The organism is Streptomyces spinoverrucosus (genome assembly GCF_015712165.1).
Taxonomy (GTDB): domain Bacteria; phylum Actinomycetota; class Actinomycetes; order Streptomycetales; family Streptomycetaceae; genus Streptomyces; species Streptomyces spinoverrucosus_A.
Window position 1 is genome coordinate 2,937,907 of sequence record NZ_JADPZX010000001.1, and the last position, 19,923, is coordinate 2,957,829.

The 19,923-nt window shown below is 70.1% G+C and carries 20 protein-coding genes and 2 pseudogenes; 12 read left to right on the forward strand and 10 right to left on the reverse strand.

Going from position 1 to position 19,923, the window contains the following annotated elements:
• Positions 1-19 precede the first annotated feature (19 nt).
• On the reverse strand, positions 20-1,126 hold the full coding sequence (locus I2W78_RS13105; RefSeq protein WP_307783680.1) for a tyrosine-type recombinase/integrase: 1,107 nt from the start codon (positions 1,124-1,126) through the stop codon (positions 20-22).
• Positions 1,127-1,489: 363 nt separating this feature from the next.
• Between I2W78_RS13105 and I2W78_RS13110 the strand changes: the two genes are divergently transcribed.
• Complete coding sequence (locus tag I2W78_RS13110; RefSeq protein WP_196459718.1) at positions 1,490-1,756, forward strand: hypothetical protein; 267 nt, start codon at positions 1,490-1,492, stop codon at positions 1,754-1,756.
• Entirely contained in the window at positions 1,753-2,145 is a 393-nt protein-coding gene (locus tag I2W78_RS13115) for a PIN domain-containing protein (protein ID WP_196459720.1), read from the forward strand. The genes I2W78_RS13110 and I2W78_RS13115 overlap by 4 nt, the downstream gene beginning before the upstream one ends.
• Before the next feature lie 366 nt (positions 2,146-2,511).
• Here I2W78_RS13115 and I2W78_RS13120 read toward each other — a convergent pair whose 3' ends face one another.
• From I2W78_RS13120 to I2W78_RS13135, 4 genes and pseudogenes are all read right to left on the reverse strand, one after another.
• Complete coding sequence (locus I2W78_RS13120; protein ID WP_196459722.1) at positions 2,512-4,647, reverse strand: hypothetical protein; 2,136 nt, start codon at positions 4,645-4,647, stop codon at positions 2,512-2,514.
• 259 nt (positions 4,648-4,906) lie between these two features.
• Positions 4,907-5,230 (reverse strand): hypothetical protein, encoded by a 324-nt coding sequence (locus I2W78_RS13125; protein WP_196459724.1) that lies wholly within the window; start codon positions 5,228-5,230, stop codon positions 4,907-4,909.
• Between the two features lie 6 nt (positions 5,231-5,236).
• A complete protein-coding gene (locus tag I2W78_RS13130; RefSeq protein WP_196459726.1) occupies positions 5,237-5,506 on the reverse strand; it encodes a hypothetical protein in 270 nt (89 codons plus the stop codon).
• A pseudogene (locus tag I2W78_RS13135) lies at positions 5,503-6,132 on the reverse strand (Na+/H+ antiporter NhaA); the annotation flags it as partial. The pseudogene I2W78_RS13135 and the gene I2W78_RS13130, both read right to left, overlap by 4 nt.
• Between I2W78_RS13135 and I2W78_RS41120 the strand changes: the two are divergent.
• Together I2W78_RS41120 and I2W78_RS13145 are read left to right on the forward strand one after the other, a co-directional pair.
• Positions 6,062-7,933, forward strand: coding sequence for an RHS repeat-associated core domain-containing protein (locus tag I2W78_RS41120; RefSeq protein ID WP_196459728.1), 1,872 nt, complete (start codon positions 6,062-6,064; stop codon positions 7,931-7,933). The pseudogene I2W78_RS13135 and the gene I2W78_RS41120 sit on opposite strands and share 71 nt — an antisense overlap.
• A 48-nt stretch (positions 7,934-7,981) precedes the next feature.
• Positions 7,982-8,149: a hypothetical protein gene (locus tag I2W78_RS13145; protein WP_196459730.1), complete on the forward strand. Its 168-nt coding sequence runs from the start codon at positions 7,982-7,984 to the stop codon at positions 8,147-8,149.
• A 519-nt stretch (positions 8,150-8,668) separates the two neighbouring features.
• On the opposite strand, the gene I2W78_RS13150 is transcribed toward I2W78_RS13145, so the two are convergent.
• The gene (locus tag I2W78_RS13150; protein WP_196459732.1) at positions 8,669-8,812 is read right to left on the reverse strand and encodes a hypothetical protein; all 144 of its coding nucleotides are present in this window, start codon (positions 8,810-8,812) and stop codon (positions 8,669-8,671) included.
• A 326-nt stretch (positions 8,813-9,138) separates the two neighbouring features.
• The gene (locus tag I2W78_RS13155) at positions 9,139-10,437 is read right to left on the reverse strand and encodes an insulinase family protein (protein WP_196459734.1); all 1,299 of its coding nucleotides are present in this window, start codon (positions 10,435-10,437) and stop codon (positions 9,139-9,141) included.
• Positions 10,438-10,893: 456 nt separating this feature from the next.
• On the opposite strand from I2W78_RS13155, the pseudogene I2W78_RS13160 reads away from it, so the two are divergent.
• The 7 genes and pseudogenes from I2W78_RS13160 (at position 10,894) to I2W78_RS13190 (ending at position 15,707) form a co-directional block, all read left to right on the forward strand.
• Positions 10,894-11,395: pseudogene (locus I2W78_RS13160) on the forward strand (hypothetical protein).
• A 54-nt stretch (positions 11,396-11,449) separates the two neighbouring features.
• Positions 11,450-12,880: a flotillin family protein gene (locus tag I2W78_RS13165; RefSeq protein ID WP_196459736.1), complete on the forward strand. Its 1,431-nt coding sequence runs from the start codon at positions 11,450-11,452 to the stop codon at positions 12,878-12,880.
• A 23-nt stretch (positions 12,881-12,903) separates the two neighbouring features.
• Entirely contained in the window at positions 12,904-13,443 is a 540-nt protein-coding gene (locus tag I2W78_RS13170) for a hypothetical protein (protein ID WP_196459738.1), read from the forward strand.
• Positions 13,440-14,180 carry a hypothetical protein gene (locus I2W78_RS13175; protein WP_196459740.1) on the forward strand — a complete coding sequence of 247 codons (741 nt, stop codon included), beginning with the start codon at positions 13,440-13,442 and terminating at the stop codon, positions 14,178-14,180. Before I2W78_RS13170 ends, I2W78_RS13175 begins: the two co-directional genes overlap by 4 nt.
• A gap of 795 nt (positions 14,181-14,975) precedes the next feature.
• Positions 14,976-15,143: a PGPGW domain-containing protein gene (locus I2W78_RS13180; RefSeq protein ID WP_196459742.1), complete on the forward strand. Its 168-nt coding sequence runs from the start codon at positions 14,976-14,978 to the stop codon at positions 15,141-15,143.
• A 37-nt stretch (positions 15,144-15,180) separates the two neighbouring features.
• On the forward strand, positions 15,181-15,477 hold the full coding sequence (locus I2W78_RS13185; RefSeq protein WP_196459744.1) for a hypothetical protein: 297 nt from the start codon (positions 15,181-15,183) through the stop codon (positions 15,475-15,477).
• Positions 15,474-15,707 carry a hypothetical protein gene (locus I2W78_RS13190; protein WP_307783681.1) on the forward strand — a complete coding sequence of 78 codons (234 nt, stop codon included), beginning with the start codon at positions 15,474-15,476 and terminating at the stop codon, positions 15,705-15,707. Before I2W78_RS13185 ends, I2W78_RS13190 begins: the two co-directional genes overlap by 4 nt.
• A gap of 146 nt (positions 15,708-15,853) precedes the next feature.
• Here the strand turns inward: I2W78_RS13190 and ychF are convergent, their stop codons facing one another.
• Positions 15,854-16,942: a redox-regulated ATPase YchF gene (gene ychF, locus I2W78_RS13195; RefSeq protein ID WP_196459746.1), complete on the reverse strand. Its 1,089-nt coding sequence runs from the start codon at positions 16,940-16,942 to the stop codon at positions 15,854-15,856.
• A 196-nt stretch (positions 16,943-17,138) separates the two neighbouring features.
• Here ychF and I2W78_RS41660 point away from each other — a divergent pair, with 196 nt between their 5' ends.
• Positions 17,139-17,930, forward strand: a complete 792-nt coding sequence (locus tag I2W78_RS41660; RefSeq protein ID WP_196459747.1) for a DUF6542 domain-containing protein — start codon at positions 17,139-17,141, stop codon at positions 17,928-17,930.
• 19 nt (positions 17,931-17,949) lie between these two features.
• Here I2W78_RS41660 and ppgK read toward each other — a convergent pair whose 3' ends face one another.
• Both ppgK and I2W78_RS13210 read right to left on the reverse strand, forming a co-directional pair.
• Positions 17,950-18,696 carry a polyphosphate--glucose phosphotransferase gene (ppgK, locus tag I2W78_RS13205; RefSeq protein WP_196459749.1) on the reverse strand — a complete coding sequence of 249 codons (747 nt, stop codon included), beginning with the start codon at positions 18,694-18,696 and terminating at the stop codon, positions 17,950-17,952.
• A gap of 118 nt (positions 18,697-18,814) precedes the next feature.
• Positions 18,815-19,834: a 4-hydroxy-3-methylbut-2-enyl diphosphate reductase gene (locus tag I2W78_RS13210; protein ID WP_196459751.1), complete on the reverse strand. Its 1,020-nt coding sequence runs from the start codon at positions 19,832-19,834 to the stop codon at positions 18,815-18,817.
• Positions 19,835-19,923: the final 89 nt, after the last annotated feature.

Below are 19,923 nucleotides of genomic sequence, written 5' to 3' on the forward strand. Positions count from 1 at the left end.
ATCCTGCACATCCAGCACGTCAAGCCGCGGAGACAGCCTCCTCCGAGCACTCGGTCGCAGGGCGCATGGCGTTCTGCATGATGTCCCGACAACGATCCCATGCCTCGAGGACGAGGTGACCGTAGATGTCCACGGTGGTCTTAATCGACTTGTGGCCGAGCCAGCGTGAGACCTCGCGGATCGGTACGCCGTTCGCCAACGCGGTCGAGGCGAAGAAGTGCCGGAGACTGCCGGGCGAGTACTTGGCCTTACCGTCCGCATCGACCAGGCCGGCCGACACGCACGCCTTCCTGAAGTGGTAGCCGTAGGTGGAGGCGGTGGGCATCACGCCCTTGCCACGCTGGCGCGGGGCGAAGAAGACCTCCAGCCGATGTCGCCTGCCCCGCTGACCAGTGAAGGTCACGGGCACCGGCTCCCACCGCAACAGGTGGGCGTCGATCTCCTGCTCCACGAACGCGGCGGCCGGGACGTCCCGGTACTCACCCTCCGTCCGGTGCTTGAGCGGCACGAAGACCGTGTGGCAGTCATCGCGGTGAGCCTTGGCGCTGACCTGCCAGCGGATCCTGACGAAGCCGGACCGTCGGCACTCGACAGAGAAGGCCAGGGCCTCGCTGGGGCGCTGGCCCGTACCCGATTGAAGGTAGACCGCGAGTCGGTACTGCGGGGCGATGTGCTCCGCAATCAGATCGACCTCGCCCAGCGTGGGAATCTCGTCCTCGTCCACCGCGCACGGAGCCGCCCGGGATATCCGAACGCCACGCGCGGGATTGTCCGGGATGCGTTTATCGGCGACGGCCGCCTCCAGCATGGCGGCCACCATCACCATCCGGTCATTGACCGTGGAGACCGCCAGCCCCGCACCGGAGGCATGCACGTCCTTGGCGAACTCCTCGAAGTCGCGCCGCGCCAGCCCGGCCAGCGTCCTCCGTCCCAGGCGCGGCACGAGATGGTTACGGATGAACCCCTCGTAGCTGCGGCGCGTCGACTCACCGACGACCCGCCGCTCCAGCCACTCCTCAGCCCAGACCCGCAACGGCACAAGCGCTTGCGCAGGATCGAAGCGAATGCCCGCCTTCTTGTCGTTCTCGACCTTGTCGGCGAAAGCGTCTGCACCATCCGAGCCCACCCGACGAGGAAACGACCTCTCCCGCTGACGCCCACGCCTACCGCCCGGTTCCCGGTACCGGACCGTCCACCCATGCCGACACCGCGGACGATCACAGGGAAAGTTCCGGTCCCGGACATCCCTCTTGCACCTCTGAAAAACGCTCGCCACCCAAGCCCCGATCCGCCGCCTGGCCCGTGCTCGAAACCGTGCACCGCTACGTCACGGCCGAGCAAGATATTCAGAACCAATCCGCTCTTTCCGGCGAATCTGGACTCAGCCTTAGCCGCAGCCCCGCGGGCCACCGAGTCGGCGAAGCCCTCAGCGCTCGTCGGTGTGATCCGTACATCAGCGTCGAAAGCCATACCGCGCTATGGTTGATGTATGGCAACCAAGAAGGTGACTATCACTCTCGACGAAGCCCTGGTCGAAGCCCTGGCCGGAGCCGCCGAGGAAGAAGGCATCCCGCTCTCCCGCCTCGTCGCCGGAGCAGCCGAACGCGAGCTGCGCCTGCGGGCCGGCCGGGCCGTCATCCAGGAGTGGCAGGCAGAACACGGCGCCTTCACCCCCGAAGAGCTCGCCGCCGCCCGCGCGGACCTCGCCGCTGCCGACGCCGAGTACCTCAGCGGTTCGGGAGTCTCGGCCGCGTGAACATCCCCTACCTGTACGACGCCGGAGTCCTCATCGCCATCGACAACGACGACCGACGCATGTGGGCCCGCCACAGCCTGGCCCTCGAAGACGGCCGGGACATCCACGTCCCCTCCGTCGTCGTCAGCCAGGCATGGCGGGACTCCCGCCGCCAGGTCAGACTCGGCAAGTTCCTCGCCGGGTGCCACGTCGTACCCGTCGGCCTCGAAACCGCCAAAGCCGCAGGCATCCTCTGCGGCAAGGCCGGCACCTCCGACATCGTCGACGCCACCGTCGTGACCATGGCAGCCAGCCTCGGCGCCATCATCTGGACCTCGGACCCGGACGACATCCGCACCCTCATCGACGCCCAGGACATCAAACCTGCCCCTGTCATCCGCACCGTCTAGCAACCGACGAGCTCCGGCTCGAGAACCGCCTCCAGGCCATCGAACGGGACACCGACGCGGCCCCGAGCAGTGGTGCACATAACTTTGCACTCGGTGGTGCACTCAGACGAGTACGCGGGCACCTGTAGACGCGGGAGGCGGAGGAAGCCGGGTGGTGCTCGTAGTCAGATCGACCTCGTCCAGCTTGGGGATCTCGTCCTCGTCCACCACGCACGGAGCCGCCCGGGATACCCGGATACCCTGCGCGGGATTGTCCGGGATGCGCCAGGGAACCCGGTTCAGGGTCACCCACGCCCAGGGGCAGGTGGCAGCGATGATGCGCGGGATGGGCCTGGAGCGCTACCTGTCGGGCGAGGACTCCGCCGGCTAGCCAGGCGTCGGTGGGGCGTCGAGCGCGACTCCGGACGGGACGAGGTCCGTCACGTACTGCCGGAAGGAATCCTCCTCGTCGTCCTCGGCGAGAGCGGTCAACGGGCTGGTCGGCCAGACCGGTTCTCCCCCGATCCAGGCGACCGCTGCGGAGGGGTCCTGCGGAACGCTCCGCAGCTCCAAAGTCCCCTCCGGGGGCAGGAGTATCGCCCCCGGCACCACGTCCATCACCGCGGTCGGCCGTTGCGCCCCCGGCTCGAAGAGGACAAGCATCGGCGCCTCGGTCGCGGGCTCCTCGCCACCCGGCAGGAGGAGGTAGTCGAGGGACCGGACCTGCCCGCGCCGGGCGGCGCGCAGCAGTCGGCGCAGGATCCTCCCGGTGGCGACCACGCACCACACCAGACGAGCGAGCGCCAGGGCCGCGACCGCGCCGCTCACCCACAGTCCGCGTCTGAACCCCGGGTCGCCGGGAATCCAGGCGACTGACGGATGGCCGGCTGCGTACTCGATCCCGACGGTGTCTCCCTCGGCCGGGGCAGGGTCCGCGTGCACGATGTCCGTCACGATGCGGCGGCCGTCCGCCGTGAGGAAGCTCATCTCCGCCGCGCCGGGCAGCAGCCAGGGCTCCAGCGGGAATTCATCGTGCCGATACTCGACCGTCGCGATCGCGGTCTGAGGCCGGTCCGTCGTGATCCGGAAAGCCGTCATCCACCACCATCCCGACCACAGGGCGGTGACGCCGAGGACGATCAGGGCGCCCCAGGCGATGCCCGAGGCGAGGGTGATCCGGCGCAGTGCGGGCGATCGCCACCAGGGACCCGAGCGCGGGTCGGGCTCTGGGCGGCGACGCTTCGGGCCGGCCCCGAGCACGTCGCGCGCGAGGAGCAGGCGGGACACCTCGGTCAGGTGGGAGCGGTCGAGGATGTCGCCCGTGTCGGCCGAGTCCCCCGCGGGGTCCTTCCGAAGAGGGGCGGGCGAGGGAGCGGCGGCGGCTCCGGCCGAGGTGGCGGCCGTGGAGACGAGTGCTCTGCCCCGTCGCGAACGCCGGGAGTGCAGGCCGACTCCCAGCAGGGCCACGCCGGCACCGAAGGCCGTGACGAACCCGAGGCCGACGGGGGTGAAGTCCCGGTCGAACGCCTCCCCCCGAAGGGGCCACGGCAGGACGCTGACCTCCAGGAGGTCCCCGGCCGCAACCCCGTCGCAGTCGACCTCCGCCGTGAGCGGAGTGCCGTCCCAGGGGTCGGCCCAGGCGACCGCGCACGTGTCGTACTCGGTCGTGCCGGTGACCTCCGCGTGCACGGGCTGTCCGAATCCGTACGCGAGCGTCACAAGGCCCAGACCCGCCAGGCCGAGCGTCATCGCGGCCCAGCTCCACCAGGGCACCATCACCCGGCCCACGTGGCGCAGGGCCGCCTCGCCGCCGCACACGTGGCGCCGGAGCAACCGCAACCGGCGTGCGCCGCTCACGGAGGCCGAGGCGATGCCGACCAACGCCGCCAGCCCCGAGACGGTCACCCCGAAGGCCATCATGAACCGGGAGTCCTCCAGATCGGCCGCCTCCCCGCGTACCGGCCAGGGCCGGGCGCTGATCCTCAACAGGTCCCCTGGCTTCTCCCCTTGGTAGCAGTCGACGCGTGCCCGCTGAGTGCGGGACGAGTCCCAGGGGTCCTGCCAGGTAATCCGGCACGAGTCCCCCTCCACGTGGGTGACCGTCGCGGTCACCTCACGCCCGAGGCCGAAGGTGTGCACGCCGAAGAGTGTCAGAGAGAGCGCACCGGTCAGGAGCAGAGCCGCGAAGCCGGGCATCCGGATGCGGTGCGCCAGCGGCATACGGAAGGCGTCGGCGGCCCGCTCACACGACTGCGCCGCAGGGCCCTCCTTCGCTCGGGACTCTGCCTCGGGCGGTACGAGAGCCTCCCGGAGGAGTGCGGTGACCGGCCGGTCGACGGTGATCAGGAGCGTTCGCCCCGAGCCGGGCTCCTCATACACCAGCATGTCCCGTTCGACGAATGAGGACCGCCGGAAGCCGCCCTGCCGCTGGGGGACGACGTCACGGATCCTGCCGTGGCGTGGGACCGCGAGGACGGCGGTCTCCGAGACGAAGAACACCGGCTCAGCGGCGTGAGGCGTCATCCACAGGTCACCCCGCACCGGACCGGCCGCGTCCTCACCTCCCGTGGCGGACCGCACCGCCATCTCCGCGCATGCCCCCACGGGTCGGCCCGCGGCGAAGGCACGCCACAAAGACCTGTTCCGCAGGTTCGCCCACACAGCGGGCAACACCCCGGCCAGGGCACAGCTCACGAAGAAGAGAAGAGGAGAAGTCACAACCACACTCTCAATGCGGGAAGGAGGAAGGAACCGGGGCAGGTCCGCGTCAGCGGGCTCGCCGCTAACCGGCCGGTCGACGCGTTGTTCCCTCATGACGTCGCAGGCCGGGCAGGGAAGCCCAGACCACGACTCCGACAGCGATGAGCAGCAGCAGCGGCCCGGCCGTTATCCGCAGCAGGAGCAGTCCGTCGGCCGGCACTCCCGCCAGGCCGAGGACCGCGGGCGTGAGGCTCGCGCCGTAGATCATGAAGGCCGCCGCGCCCCGGGCCTTCGTGACACGTGCACTCATGGCGGGCGACCAGCGCGGCGTCCACCCCCTCAGCGAGGCCACCCCAAGGGGCACGAGTACGAGCGTCGACATCACGATCCACAGGGTGTGGAACATGTCCCCTCACCTTTCCTTGGAAGAGATACGGGCTACGAGGAGGGCCGCGAGGCCCACCCAGGGCAAGTGCGCAGGGCCGGAGACCGTCCAGCTCATGGCGGAGAGCACCGAGGCCGTCCCCAGGAAGGTGAGCAGACCTCGCCGCTCCCGCAGGAACGTCCATTCGTGCCGGGCGCTGCCCGGCTTCCTCAGCTCGCGAACGGCGGTGCGAATGACCCGGAGGGCGAGCACGACGGCCGCGCCGCGCAGCGCCGGGGCTACACCCTGCTCGTTCATCCGGAACTGCCTGGGCACGCGCCGGATTGGTAGATGTCGGGAATGCCGTCGGCGTCGTCGTCGCGTTCTTCCTCTTCCCACAGCCGCTTGTAGATGCGGTTACGGCGTCGCAGGAGGACGGCGGCGAGCGCCGCGGCGATGAGGAAGCCCACGAGGACGGCGGCCTTGATGTGTTCGGCCTGTGCGCCCGCAGGGAACGCGAGTTCGCCGATGAGGAGGGCGACGGTGAAGCCGATCCCGGCCAGGGTGGCGAGGCCGAAGACGTCGGCCCAGGCGAGGTCGGGGTTGAGCTGGGCTCGGGTGAAGCGTGCGGCAAGGTACGTGCCGAGGAAGATGCCGAGGATCTTGCCGGCGACGAGACCGATGACGACACCCCACGGTTCGGGGTCGGTGAAGACATGGCCGAGCGCGCCGGCGGAGACGCCGACTCCGGCGGCGAAGAGGGCGAACAGGGGGGCCGCGATACCGGCAGAGACCGGGTGCAGCAGGTGCGAGACGCGGGCGGCCGGTGCGGTGTCCTCTCCCTTGTCGCGGGTGGTGCGCAGGATCAGTCCTATGGCGACTCCGGCGACGGTGGCGTGGACGCCGGAGTTGTACATCAGCGCCCAGGTCGCGATCCCCAGGGGCGACGCCGCGGGCCGGCAGACCACCACCACGATGAGCGGCGGCCTCGGCCAGGCCGTGCCGACCAACACCATCACCTACGACCCCGCCAGCGGCCAGCCGGTCACAGTGACCTCCCCGACCGGAGGCACCATCACCAGGCAGTACGACAAGCTGGGCCGGCTGATCTCGTACACCGACGCGGACGGCGGCACCACCACCATGCGCTACGACGCGCTGGACCGCCCGCTGACCATCACCGACAGCGCCCCCTCGACCCGGACGTTCGCCTACGACACGGCGATCGAGCCCCGCGGTATGGCGACCAAGCTCGTCGACTCCGTCGCGGGCACGTTCACCGCCACGTACAACGCGGCCGGTTCGATCGTCGCCGAGCAGCTGCCCGGCGGCTACACCCTGCGCCAGACGGAGAACACCGTCGGCACCACGGCCGACCGGGTCTACACCCGCGACGCCGACGGCGCCGTCGTCTACTCCGACGCGGTGACGCACGCCGTCGACGGGAAGGTCACCACCCGCACCAGCGGCACCAGCAACCGTGACTACACCTACGACCGAGCAGGCCGCCTGACCGTCGCGGAGGAGACCGCCGACTCGGTCTGCACCCGCCGCGCCTACGCCTTCGACAAGCGCAGCAACCGCACCTCCCTCACCACGACCGCCGCGCAGCCCGGTCTCGCCTGCACCACCACCGGAGGCACCACCCGCACCCACACCTACGACAGCGCCGACCGCCTCGTCGACCCCGGCTACGCCTACGACGCGTACGGCCGCACCACGGCCATGCCCGGCGCCACCATCGACTACTACACCAACAACCTGGTCCGCCGTCAGACCGCCGGCACCAAGCGCCAGACCTGGGAACTCGACGCGGCCCTCCGCTTCCGCAGCTGGACCACCGAGACCAACAGCGGCGGCACCTGGTCCCAGACCGGCGCCAAGGTCAACCACTACGCCAACGACACCGACAGCCCGAGCTGGATCGTGGAGGACGGCACCGGAGCCGTCTCCCGCAACGTCGCGTCGCTGAGCGGCGGCCTGGCCGCCGTCACCGGCAAGACCGGCGGCACCGTCCTCATGCTCACCAACATCCACGGCGACATCGGCGTGCAGCTCCCGCTGGACGCCTCGCAGAGCCCCGTGGCTTTGGAGAGCGACGAGTACGGCAACGTCCGGACCGGATCACCGGCGGCCCGCTACGGCTGGCTCGGCGCGTTCCAGCGCTCCAGCGAGACGCCGACGGACACCCTGCTCATGGGCGCGCGGCTCTACTCGCCCGGCACGGGGCGCTTCCTCAGCGTGGACCCCCTGTACGGCGGAAGCTGCAACTCCTACGACTACGTGTGTGCCGACCCGGTGAACACCTACGACAACGCCGGTACGGCGAGCTGCAAGACCGTCTCGCGCACGTACAAGCTCTACGAAGGAGCTGTGCGCATCCAGCTGGGCACCATCTCCATGCAGGCCGAGTTCTGCCTCAACAGCAAGGGAAACATCAGCAGCTCCTGGGCGTGGACAAGCGACGACGAGAGTGGTGTCGCCTCGGTCCTAGGCTGGAAGATCCAGTTCCATGGTCCGGCCCGCAACGCCCGGAGCTCCACCTACCATGAGTGGGGCGCCTCCGGCATGGCCCAGGTCTGCGCGTTCAAGATCTTCTTTGCCTGCGGATACCAGGAGCGCTTCGCCGTCACGGTCGCGTACTCCCGGAACGTCCAGGGCCCGGGCCTGTCCGGCCACCGGCGCTACTCCACCAAGTGGCGCGCCTACTGCACCAACAGGCACTGCAAGCTGCGCTTCTCCTAGAGGCGTGGCGAAACAGGACGGCCCGACATCACGACAAGGAGTAAACGGATGCCAGGAAGACGCTTCTGGGGCCTCATCGTCCTGACCGTTGCCGTCGCCTTCTCCGCCATCGGCTACGTTCTCAACGACTACAGCCCTAGCGGCCCTTGGGGCCTCGCCGGCCTGGTCTGCGGCCTGCTCACGGTTCTCGTGATCAGCAGGCGCCAGAAGAAGTAGCGCTCCACCACCGTGCGGCCACCCAGAATCCCTGGGTGGCCGCACTCATACGGAGCGGCCACTGGTACTACGGGCCCCTTCTGGGCAGCGGTCGGCCTCTTCGAAGGCCCTGCGGGACAGGTAGGGGCCGCGTGCCGCGGTTGGCCTGACGAACGTCCGAAAGGTAGGACAGCGAGGCAGCCTTGACGGCCGGATATCACCGAGACTGTCCGATCACAGCGCCCCGTTGATCCCTCCCCCCCCCGTGTCACCGGGGCGGCTGCAGGCCGGCGCCTCGCCCACGGCAAGAGACGATCTCCGGGTAGGCCCGCGCCCGGCCTTCCGGACCTGGACCACCAGCGCCAAACACACCGTCAAGATCGTCGTGGCCGGCACCTCCGGTTGACCGACCAGGGGCTGTCAGTCCGCTTCCGCGCGTTCTGCGCGGACGAGGTAGGGAACGCTGGTGACCATGGCGCCGGGGGTGAACAGCAGTCGGGCTTTGAGCCTGAGTGCACTCGGGTTGTGCAGGAGTTGGCCCTACCAGCGGTCCACTACGTACTCGTGGATGAAGACGGTGACCACATCCCCCGGGCCCTCCTTGCGGACGTGGCGGATGTAGTCGAGTGCCGGGCGGCTGATCTCGCGGCGGGGAGAGGAGAGGCCGATGAGCGGAACCCCCATGTCGTGAGCGTCCCGCTCTTCGCGCAGGGCGGCGCTCTCGGCAGGATCGACGGAGACGGCCAGTGCGTTGACAGCCCGCCTGCTCCACACATGGACGACTTGACCGTGCGCGACTCCGCACACCGACCATCCAGCCCGCCAGGGACCCTCGACCCGCGCAGCACACGGTGGGCCTGACGCTCGTCGGCAGATCGCGGCATGGGACGACGCCGAGACGCGGCGGGACCGCAAGGCCCTCGGACGACGACACCATCGGCCGGCCGGTGGGTCGAGCGGGTCAGCGGGATCGCAGTCCGCGGGCGGTCGGCCCGTGCGTCGCTGGAGGCTCAGTCGTCACCGTCGGCGACGAGGCCGGAGGTCTCGTAGCGCAACGCCGCCGGTACAGCGGCGTCGATGGCTGCGACGGCTGGTCCGATCCTCGTCCACATCTCGGGCACGACCGGGATCAGGCAGCCGCTTCGGCCGAACACCACACGCCCCGGCCCTTGCATCTCCACGCCGACAACCTCGTCGAAGGGCACATGGTGCACGTCACCGTCAGCGTCTCGTGACCACAGGCCCGAGGCGCCGATTCCGAGCCGTGCCGTGCGGGCAGCGGAGGAGAGGGCGCGGTCGAGCAGAGAAGGCTTGAACAGGCGTACGTCCGCCGGGAGTGTCTGGGCTGTGGTGCAGCCTCCACGGGGCAGCGGGGTGCCGTCGAGCTGCCCGAGGCTCACCTCCACATCGCAGGGGACGACCAGCAGGGCGGTGGCAAGCGCCGTGGTGAACGCCTGCGCCGCCTGTTCCGTTGTGACCTTCTCCAGGGCGTCCAGCCGTGTCCGCGGGTCCTGGTAGTCGAGCCCCAGCAACAGGCACCCGGCCGCGTCGCCGAGTTCGGAGGGCGTCGAACGCGGATCGAGCCAGGATTCACGCAATCCGACTACCTCTTCGGCGAGTTCCTCTTCGGTGACGCCCGTGCGGGCCATGCGCAGTGCCTCCTGCCACAGCAGCTCGGCCACACGCTGTTTCTTGCCCTCGCGGGCGTCCAGGCAGAGCGTGTACTCGCCCTGGCCGGCTCCGGTGTGCATACGGGTGCCGGCCACGTCGTACGAAAGGCCCTCCTGGTGCCGTGCCCGCTGCCTGAGCCGTTCCTGGAGCACAGCGAGGGCGAGCACGAGTGCGGGATCGTCGAGATCGCCACGGAGCGCGAGACCAGGGCCGGGCACGACGGCCTGGAACCAGACCGGCCCCGGGTTCAGCACCGGCTGCGCACCGGCGCGGTCGGGGCGTGTGCCTCGCGGCAGCGGCAGGCGGAGTTCCGCCGGGGGCCGGCCCGTCAGGATCAGAACGGCGTTGTCCGCATGGAAGTAGCGGGCAGCGACGTCCTGGACGGCCTCGGCGGGGATGCGGTCGGGACCGGGACCGTCCCAGGAGGCCAGACCTGCCCCGACAGAGCCGTATCGGAACGACAGCAACTCCGCGCTGGTCGGATCAGTGATACCGGAGCCCTCGGCGGCGAGCACACCGGCCTCGCGCTCCAGTCGGTCCAACGGCAGAGAAGACAGCGCCTCGCAGACACGGGTGAGGAACCGTGCGACCTGCTCGTCACTCCCGGAAGCGGTGAAGTCCGTGAGCGAGAGCGTCACCGACGCATTGTGATCGTGGTGGAGCCGCGGCAGCGAGCTCATCGCGAGGTGCTCGACAAGATGACTCACTCCGAGGGTCCGGAACGTCTCGTCGCCCATCCCACAGCCGAAGATAAGAGCGGCTTCAAGGGGCCCAGGCGCCTCCGCCCACAGAACGGGCACACCATCGATCACATCTCGTCGCATGGCCGGGATCATATGATCCGCCTCCAGCGCGGTCACGGCCGCGGAGGAGGATCAGGCCGCCGACCGTCCCGGCGCGACGGCGCGGGGCATCTCCTCCCCGAGGCGGCGCCCGAGCAGGCGGCCGCGCTCGTCACCGCGATCACCCCCACGGGACAGTGACGGCATTAAGGGAGCATAAAGATTGCCGTGATCCGGCAATGAGCATGTGTGCTGCTCCGTGCAACCATCCCGGTGACGGCAAACACAGGGTGCACGAACGGGGTGTCGCACATGGGCTGGTTTCTCGGTCTCGGCATCGCGGGGCTTGTGCTCCTGGTCCTGGCCCTTGTCTTCGACGGGGTGGAGGTGGGGGTCCTCGACGGTCTCGGCGGGGGCTGGGACGGGGTTCTGTCGTTGCCGGTGATCGCCGGGTTCGTGTCGGCTCTCGGTTTCACGGGGGCGATCGTGCTCGGCGCCACCGGTACAGGGGCGGGGGTCGCCACCGGTGCGGGCGTGGTCGCGGGGGGCGTCGTCGGATGGGTGACCTGGCGGTTCAGCCGGGTACTCATGCGCGATGGTTCCGCGCCCGCACCGCGCGGCGAGGACCTTACGGACATCCGGGTCGGTGGTCACCGCGATCCCGGCGGAGGGCTACGGCGAGGTCCTGCTGTACCTGGGCGGCCAGCCCGTGAAGTACGCGGCGCGTGCTGCCGTCCCCGTCCCACGGGGCACCGAGGTCTGGGTCGAGTCCGTCCTGACGCCCACGTCCGTCACCGTACGCCCGGTCGAGTAGCGACTCCGCTCTGCATCTCACATTCAACTCGGCTCTACTCAAAGGGATTTCGCCATGAGCCCTGTCCTCACCGCTGTGGTGGGCATCATCGTCCTCGTCGTCCTGCTCGGCCTCGTGGTCATCACGCGCTACAAGGTCGCGGGGCCGAGCGAGGCGTTCATCATCACCGGCCGGCGGGGGAAGAAGTCCACCGATCCGGCCACGGGCCGGGTGTTCACCGACAACAGCGGCCAGAAGGTCGTCGTGGGCGGCGGTGTCTTCGTCGTGCCGTTCGTGCAGCAGAAGTTCACCCTCGACCTGTCGAGCCGGCACATCCCGGTCGCCGTGCGTGGCGCGGTCACCCTGCGGGGTGTGAAGGCGAACCTGGAGGGCGTCGCGATCGTCAAGGTCGGCGGGACCGAGGACTCGATCCGGGCCGCCGCCCAGCGATTCCTGATGCAGCAGGACGGTATCGTCGGCTTCACGCAGGAGGTGCTGTCCGGCGCGCTGCGCTCGATCGTGGGTCGGATGTCGGTCGAGGACATCATCCGTGACCGCGCCGCCTTTGCCGGCCAGGTCGCGGAGGAGGCCGAGGCCAGCCTGTCCGGGCAGGGCCTGGTCCTGGACGCCTTCCAGATCCAGGACATCACCACCGAGGGCTCCTACCTGGAGGACCTCGGCCGGCCCGAGGCCGCCCGCGCCAAGCAGGAGGCCGACATCGCCGAGGCCGTCGCCCGCCGCGCCGCCGAACAGGCCCGGCTCAAGGCGGAGGAGGAGATCGCCATCGCGCAGCGGACCCTCTACCTGAAGCAGGCCGAGATCAAGGCCCAGACCGACGAGGCCGCCGCCCAGGCGAACGCCGCCGGTCCGCTCGCCGAAGCCGACCGCCAGCAGCAGATCCTCGCCGAGCAGGAGAAGGTCGCCGCGCGGCAGGCCGCACTGACCGACCGTCAGCTCGACACCCAGGTCCGCAAGCCGGCCGACGCCGCCCGCTACCAGGCCGAGCAGGAGGCCGAGGCCCGCCGCATCGCCCTGGTCAAGCAGGCCGAGGCCGACGCCCAGCGCTCCCGCCTCACCGGCGAGGGCGAGAAGGCCCACCGCGCCGCACTCGCCGACGCCGTACGCATCGAGGGCGAGGCCCAGGCCGCCGCCATCGCCGCCAAGGGCTCCGCCGAGGCCGACGCCATGGAGAAGAAGGCCGACGCGTTCGCCCAGTACGGCGACGCCGCCGTCCTCCAGATGCTCGTCGAGGTCCTGCCCCAGGTCGTCGCCAAGGCCGCCGAGCCGCTCGCCGCCGTCGACAAGATGACCATCGTCTCCACCGACGGCGCGAGCCGGTTGACCCGCACGGTCACGGACAACGTCGCCCAGGGCATGGAACTGCTCTCCTCCGCGACGGGCATGGACCTCGCCTCGCTTCTCCAAGGCATGACGCAGAAGAAGTCGGCACCCGAGACCGTTCCGGCTCCGGCGGCCCCGAGCACGCCGGTCGAGATCACCGACTAGGACAAGGGACAACAGGGGACGTGGTGAGAACCAGCTTCAGGATTCATGCCGGGGCGCAACTCGCCCTCTGCGTCGCGGGGCTTCTCGCCGCGTCGCTCGCCACCCTCCCGTTCCTCCCTCCGTTCGCCGACGAGTGGCTGCTGCTCGGGATCGCCCTGCTCGTACCGCTGCATGTGGCGACGATCGTCCGCAGCATCGCCGTCGGACTCCGGGACATGCGCTTCGCGAGCAGCAAGGCGAACCAGTGGCGTGCCCTGCGCTCCCTGCCCCGGCGAGTCCAAGGACTGCTCGCGGGCGTGGGCCTGGCCGGGGTAACGCTGCTCGTCGGGGCCAGGGCCGACGACTCTTCCCTCCACAAGGCGGACTCCGTCCGGGGCCGGTACTTCGCCATCGACACCTCCCACCCCCATCGCGAGCGGATCCAGATCACCAGGAGCGAGTACGAAGCCCTGCGCAAGCAGGACCAGCAAGTCGCGTTCGCCGCATACGCCCTCGTCGCGGCGAGCGGTGGCGGCCTGACGCTCGTCTTCGCGAAGCTCGACACCTGGGCCGGCAAGGCATGACACGCGGCCCCCGCCCCAGCAAGCCGTACAACACCCGCCGTCGCCGTGCACAGCACGTCCTCGTCGGCCTCGCCGGGCTCGTCGCTCTCCTCGCGGGCAGCGCCCTGCTGGTCGCCTGGCTCCCCCAAGCCGTGGCGGAGGAACGAGCCTTCCTGTCCGCCTCCGCATGCCGGGGCACGCCGACCGAGGACTGTCTGCACTCGGCCTGGTTCACCGTCGAGTCCGTCCACGTACAGCGCGGCAAGCAGCCGGGCGGCTGGGTACGCCTCTCCGAGCTGCCCGAAGAGGGCGCCGGCCGGGTACAGTTCAGCGGACTCGGGGCGTTCCTGGAGGGCGTACGGCCGGGCGACCGCGTCGCGGGGACGATCTGGCGAGGCGAGATCGTCGTCCTCTCCGACAGCGTGGGCGTGCAGCGAACCGTTTCCCACCCGGTCGGCGACCCCCTGCTCGCAGCCGGATCCGGCATCCTGCTCGTCATGGGCGGCGGGCTCTGCATCTACGTCTCGCGGCAGCGGCTCCGCTCCCACGAACCGTCCGCCCGTCCGCATCGGACGGCACTGACCGCCGCCGACGCCTGCGCGGTGGCCGGTCTGGGCGCCTGCACCTTCACACTGATGGTGGTCCTGCACGACAGAGACGGAACCCTCGGCGCCCTCCTCGCGCTCTGGATTCCGGCGGCCGCGGCAGTCTGCGCCTTCCTGAACCGCCGCCATCTGCGACACCGCACACGACGGTGAACTGCCGCTCAGCACCCGTCCACCATGACCACGAGTGAGAGGAGCAGCGAACGCCATGCCATCGCGGAACGCACGACGCGACTTCCTGGAAAGCCCGGGCTGGCTGGGGCTGTGCCTCCTGTGCCATGGCTGGACGGCCCTGAGCAGCAGCCCCCCGACCTGGGTACGTATCGGCGCCGGTGTCCTCGCGATCGCCTGGCTCGTCACGCTGGTACGAACCCTGGCCTCCCGCCATCGCCCTGCTTCGGCGTCCTCCTCGGCACCGGGCTCGCCGGCGTGGGGCTCGTGCTCGGCGGACACCCGGGCACCGCGGCGGCGCTCGGCGGACTGACCCTCGTGACACTGGTCCTCGCCCACGTCGTGGCCAAGTCCTCCACTCCGATCCCGACAGGCAGCCCGGCGGGGGCCGCGTACCGGGCCATCAAGGCACGGGCCGCTGGCGGAGGTGGAGCGTCTGATCGCCGCCGGGGACCACGCGCGCGGCGGAGCTGCTCGTCGACGGGGGCCACGATCCTGCCTCTCGCCATCATCGCCACGGCCTTGGTGATCAGGACCGCGATCAGCGAGCTCCGCCGGCCAGGCAGCGCCCGACAGCAGTGGGCGTTCATGAGGGAGACCGTCGCGCTCTGGCCACCGGCACCGTCGCGGCCGCGGCCACCTCGCTGATCGGATGGCCACAGATCGGCCCTGCCGCCGCGGCGTGGTCCTCGTCGGAGAGCTCACCGCCCACCTCGTGCATCACCCCGCACACCGCCTCTAAACTGCCACCACCCTCGCACACGATTGAGGAACCCCATGCCCGAACGACGCATCAGCGCCGCCCTCGCCGCCGGCGGCGCCGTACTCACGGCGGCCGGAGCCGCGATGTACGTCCTGCCCGGTCCCGGCTTTCCCGTCCTGGTCGTCGGCCTTGCCGCACTGACAACCGGGCTGGTCATGGCCGCGGCCGGCCACCGCAGGTGACCCCGTCGTCCCGGCCCGCCGAAAGAACCCCACATCCATGACCTGGCACTGGATCGGTCTCGCCGTCGCCTCCCTGCCCCTGCTCCCGGTCGGCCTGGCGCTGCTCACCGGCCGGATTTCCAGCCGCCTGCACGCCCGTCTGACACCGACACGCCCACGGGGCTGGGCGCTGCTCGCCCGGTGGGCCGCAGCCCCGCTCAACACGCTGCCGCGCCTGGCCGAAGCCCCGCCCTCGATCGCCCTGACAGCAACGGCAAGCGCGGGCGCGGCAGCGGCCGCGGGATGCGCGCTGGCAGCGGCCCCGGCACTTCGGGCCACGAAGGAGACGCCGTGACGGTCCGGCGTCATCGACGACGTTTCGCCCTGTCGGTCACCGCCTGGTGGATGCTGCTGGCCCTCGGCCTGTGGCTACTCGGCAAGGCCCTGGACCAGCCTGCCTCCCTCGCGGCGTGCGCGGCCTCCGCCGCCCTGCTGGTCGCCATCGGGGAGACCGGCGACAGGCTGCCTCGCCGCATCACCCACCGGTCCGCCCGGCGGCGCCGCACGACCCCCTCCGGGCACTGACCACCGCCCCCTTGCCGATCAACGCGGTAGCGGCCGCTTGTCCCCTGGCAACGAGACGTCTCCTCCGTCAGAGGGTCACAATTCACTCGTCGCCGAGAACTTGTACTTTCGCATTGAACTCCACCACGTCAGCGACGTGGTGGAGTTCACGTGTTGAAGCGGAACTCCACCACGTCCCCGTCCTGCATCACGTAGTCCTTGCCCTCCATCCGCGCCTTCCCCTTCGCGCGGGCCTCGGCCACCGACCCCGCGCCCACCAGGTCCCCGAAGGAGATGACCTCGGCCTTGATGAAACCCTTCTGGAAGTCGGTGTGGATGACGCCGGCCGCCTCGGGGGCCGTGGCGCCCTTCTTGATGGTCCAGGCGCGGGATTCCTTGGGGCCGGCCGTGAGGTAGGTCTGCAGGCCGAGGGTGTTGAAGCCGACGCGGGCCAGGGTCGCCAGGCCGGGCTCGTGCTGGCCGACGGACTCCAGGAGTTCCAGGGCCTCGTCCTCGTCCAGCTCGGCGAGGTCCGCCTCCAGCTTGGCGTTGAGGAAGATCGCCTCGGCGGGGGCGACCAGCGCGCGCTGCTCGTCCTTGAAGGCGTCGTCCATCAGCTCGTCCTCGTCGACGTTGAAGACGTAGAGGAAGGGCTTGGTGGTGAGCAGGTGCAGGTCGTGCAGGAGCGCGGCGCGCTCGCTGCCCTGGACGATGCCGTGCGCGAAGAGGGTGTCGCCCTTCTCCAGGATCTCCTTGGCCTCCTCGACGGCCTTCACCTTCGGCGCGATGTCCTTCTTGATCCGCGACTCCTTCTGCAGCCGCGGCAGCACCTTCTCGATGGTCTGGAGGTCGGCCAGGATCAGCTCGGTGTTGATCGTCTCGATGTCGTCCTTGGGCGAGACCTTGCCGTCGACGTGCACGACGTTCTCGTCCTTGAAGGCGCGGATGACCTGGCAGATCGCGTCGGACTCCCGGATGTTCGCCAGGAACTTGTTGCCCAGGCCCTCACCCTCGGACGCGCCCCGCACGATGCCCGCGATGTCGACGAAGTCGACCGTGGCCGGCAGCACCCGCTCCGAGGAGAAGATCTCGGCCAGCTTCGCCAGGCGCGCGTCGGGGACACCGACCACGCCGACGTTCGGCTCGATCGTGGCGAACGGGTAGTTGGCCGCCAGCACGTCGTTCTTGGTCAGGGCGTTGAACAGGGTCGACTTGCCGACATTCGGCAGACCGACGATTCCGATCGTGAGCGACACGTTGCGACTTCCCGTACGTGAGAGGGGCCTGGGGGCCGGTGGGCCGGGGGCCAGGAGCCAGGCGACTGGCTGGCCGATCCACCAGTTTACGGGGTGCCGCACTCCGGCCGGGCGCCCTGTCGAACGCTTGGCCAAGCTCTGCCCAACGGCGTGTCGAACGGGCTATTCGGCACATTAATCGACCTAAGTTGGCCTAGTGGAGCAACACAGGACGCGATCTCCTCAGCACGGACCGCGACGCGGGACCTCACCCCCGACGCCCCCGACGCCCCTGCCGCCACAGGCCCAGCGCGGCGGTGGTGGCGGCGGTGGCGGTGGCGGTGCCGGTGCCTCCGCGGCGCGCCCGACCAAACCCGCCAAGCCCGCCAAGCCCGCCAAGCCCGCCGCACGATCGGCCAAGACCACCGCCGCACGATCGGCCAAGACCGACGCCACGGGCCCGACCAAGACCGCCGCCAACCGCCCGGGCAAGACCGACGCCGGGCGCCCGGCCAAGCCCGTCGGCGCGCGGCCCGGCGGTCGTCCCACCGGTCCGCCCCGGCCTCCGGCGGCGGTGCGCCGACCCGCTCCGCCGATCGTCCAGGCGGTACGCCGGATGCCCAACCCCCGGCTCACCGGTCTCGGCTGCGGGCTGTTCTGCGGGGCGGTGACCCTGGCCCTCGGCAGTCTCGACTCGCTGCTGTTCGGGTCGTCGCTCGTCGTGTACGGCGTGCTGTTCCTGCCGGTGTGCGTGCTGGCGGCGGTATGGGTGCGGGGGGTGGATCTGGTGACCGTGCCTGTCGTGGTGCCGATCGCCTTCACGCTGGGGCTGGTGCCCATCGCCGAGAACGGGGACGGGCTGAGCGGGCGGGTCGTGGGGCTGTTCACCGCGCTGGCCACGCAGGCGGGGTGGTTGTACGGGGGGACGCTCGTCGCCGGGTCGATCGTGACCGTGCGAAAGATCCGGCTCATGCGGCGGCGGGTGGCACGGAACCGCCCGCCCGCATAAGCGACAGCGCGACAGCGGCCTATCCGCCGTTCGCCACTCTCATCGCGGCCCCCACGATCCCCGCGTTGTTCTGCAGCTGCGCCGGCACCATCTCCGCCTTGATGCCCTCGATGTAGTGCAGGAACTTGTGCGCCTTGCGGCTCACCCCGCCGCCGATGATGAAGACCTCGGGCGAGAAGAGCATCTCGACGTGCGCGAGATATTGCTGGACCCGGTGCGCCCACTGCTCCCACGACATGTCGTGGTCGTCCTTGACCTTGCTGGAGGCGCGCGTCTCGGCGTCGTGCCCGTGCAGTTCGAGATGGCCCAGCTCGGTGTTGGGGACGAGGACGCCGTCGGTGAAGACGGCGCTGCCGATGCCGGTGCCGAAGGTCAGCATGATGACCGTGCCCTTGCGGTCGCGGCCGGCGCCGAAGGCCATCTCCGCGATGCCCGCCGCGTCCGCGTCGTTCACCACGGTCACCGGAACGCCACCCAGGCGGTCGCCCAGCAGCACGCGCGCGTCCGTGTCGATCCAGCCCTTGTCGACGTTCGCCGCCGTACGGATCATGGCGCCGCCCGTGACGACACCCGGGAACGTCACGCCGACCGGCCCGCTCCAGCCGAAGTGGTCGACGACCTCCTTGACCCCGTCGGCCACCGAGTCGGGCGTGGCCGGGTGCGGGGTCAGCACCTTGAAACGCTCGTCCGCGAGGTCGCCCCTGTCGAGGTCCACAGGGGCGCCCTTGATCCCGGATCCACCGATGTCCACGCCGAAGATCTGCATGCCACCACGTTACGACGGCCCACTGACAGTCACGACGCCGGAGCCACCGCCGACCCCGCACCCGACGGCTCACGCCTCACCGAGCCGTACCGGAGCGGAGGCCACCACACCCGGCGACTCACGCCTCGCCCGCGCCCTCCGCCCCGGTACGCTGCGCGATCAGCGCCGCCGCCTCCTCGCGCAGATCACGGCGGAGTTCCTTGGGCAGCGAGAAGGTGATGGACTCCTCGGCCGCCTTGACGATCTCGACGTCCTCGAAGCCGCGCTGGGACAGCCACTCCAGTACCTGCTCGACGAGCACCTCGGGGACGGACGCACCGGAGGTGACGCCGACCGTCGAGACGCCCTCCAGCCAGGCCGCGTCGATCTCGTCGGCGAAGTCCACCAGGTACGCCGCACGCGCGCCGGCGAGCTTGGCGACCTCGACGAGCCGCTTGGAGTTGGAGGAGTTGCGGGACCCGACGACGATCACCAGATCCGCCTCGGCACCCATCTGCTTCACGGCGAGCTGGCGGTTCTGGGTGGCGTAGCAGATGTCGTCGCTGGGCGGCGAGATCAGCTGCGGGAACTTCTCCTTCAGGGCGTCGACGGTCTCCATGGTCTCGTCGACGGAGAGCGTGGTCTGCGACAGCCAGACGACCTTGGACGGGTCGCGGACCTCGACCTTGTCGACGTCGCCGGGACCGTCGACGAGCTGGATGTGGTCGGGGGCCTCGCCGGAGGTGCCGATGACCTCCTCGTGGCCCTCGTGACCGATCAGGAGGATGTCGTAGTCCTCGCCCGCGAACCGGACGGCTTCCTTGTGGACCTTGGTGACCAGCGGGCAGGTCGCGTCGATGGTGGCCAGCTTGCCGCGCTCGGCCTCCTCGTGGACGACCGGGGCGACGCCGTGCGCGGAGAACATCACGATGTTCCCCGGGGGGACCTCGTCCGTCTGCTCGACGAAGATCGCGCCCTTCTTCTCCAGGGTCTGCACGACGTACTTGTTGTGGACGATCTCGTGCCGGACATAGATCGGAGCGCCGTACTGCTCCAGGGCTTTCTCGACGGCGATCACGGCGCGGTCCACACCCGCGCAGTAGCCCCGGGGGGCGGCGAGCAGGACACGGCGGCCAGTCGAAGCAGTCATGGCACCCATCGTAAGGCCGCGTTCGGGGGGCCAGAGATCGCACCCTTGTGACGTTCCTGGGGAGACTGGCCTGGAGCCGGGAGGGGTGGGAAAGGGCA

Excerpts from the sequence above, each read along its gene's own strand:
- I2W78_RS13110 (WP_196459718.1), top strand. The coding sequence starts at position 1,490 with ATGGCAACCAAGAAGGTGACTATCACTCTCGACGAAGCCCTGGTCGAA.
- I2W78_RS13185 (WP_196459744.1), top strand. The coding sequence starts at position 15,181 with ATGACCTGGCACTGGATCGGTCTCGCCGTCGCCTCCCTGCCCCTGCTC.
- I2W78_RS41120 (WP_196459728.1), top strand. The coding sequence starts at position 6,062 with ATGGCGACTCCGGCGACGGTGGCGTGGACGCCGGAGTTGTACATCAGC.
- I2W78_RS13210 (WP_196459751.1), bottom strand. The coding sequence starts at position 19,834 with ATGGGTGCCATGACTGCTTCGACTGGCCGCCGTGTCCTGCTCGCCGCC.
- I2W78_RS13150 (WP_196459732.1), bottom strand. The coding sequence starts at position 8,812 with ATGGGGGTTCCGCTCATCGGCCTCTCCTCTCCCCGCCGCGAGATCAGC.
- I2W78_RS13175 (WP_196459740.1), top strand. The coding sequence starts at position 13,440 with ATGACACGCGGCCCCCGCCCCAGCAAGCCGTACAACACCCGCCGTCGC.
- ppgK (WP_196459749.1), bottom strand. The coding sequence starts at position 18,696 with ATGCAGATCTTCGGCGTGGACATCGGTGGATCCGGGATCAAGGGCGCC.
- I2W78_RS13165 (WP_196459736.1), top strand. The coding sequence starts at position 11,450 with ATGAGCCCTGTCCTCACCGCTGTGGTGGGCATCATCGTCCTCGTCGTC.
- I2W78_RS13125 (WP_196459724.1), bottom strand. The coding sequence starts at position 5,230 with ATGTTCCACACCCTGTGGATCGTGATGTCGACGCTCGTACTCGTGCCC.
- I2W78_RS13130 (WP_196459726.1), bottom strand. The coding sequence starts at position 5,506 with ATGAACGAGCAGGGTGTAGCCCCGGCGCTGCGCGGCGCGGCCGTCGTG.
- I2W78_RS13180 (WP_196459742.1), top strand. The coding sequence starts at position 14,976 with ATGCCCGAACGACGCATCAGCGCCGCCCTCGCCGCCGGCGGCGCCGTA.
- I2W78_RS13145 (WP_196459730.1), top strand. The coding sequence starts at position 7,982 with ATGCCAGGAAGACGCTTCTGGGGCCTCATCGTCCTGACCGTTGCCGTC.
- I2W78_RS13120 (WP_196459722.1), bottom strand. The coding sequence starts at position 4,647 with ATGACGCCTCACGCCGCTGAGCCGGTGTTCTTCGTCTCGGAGACCGCC.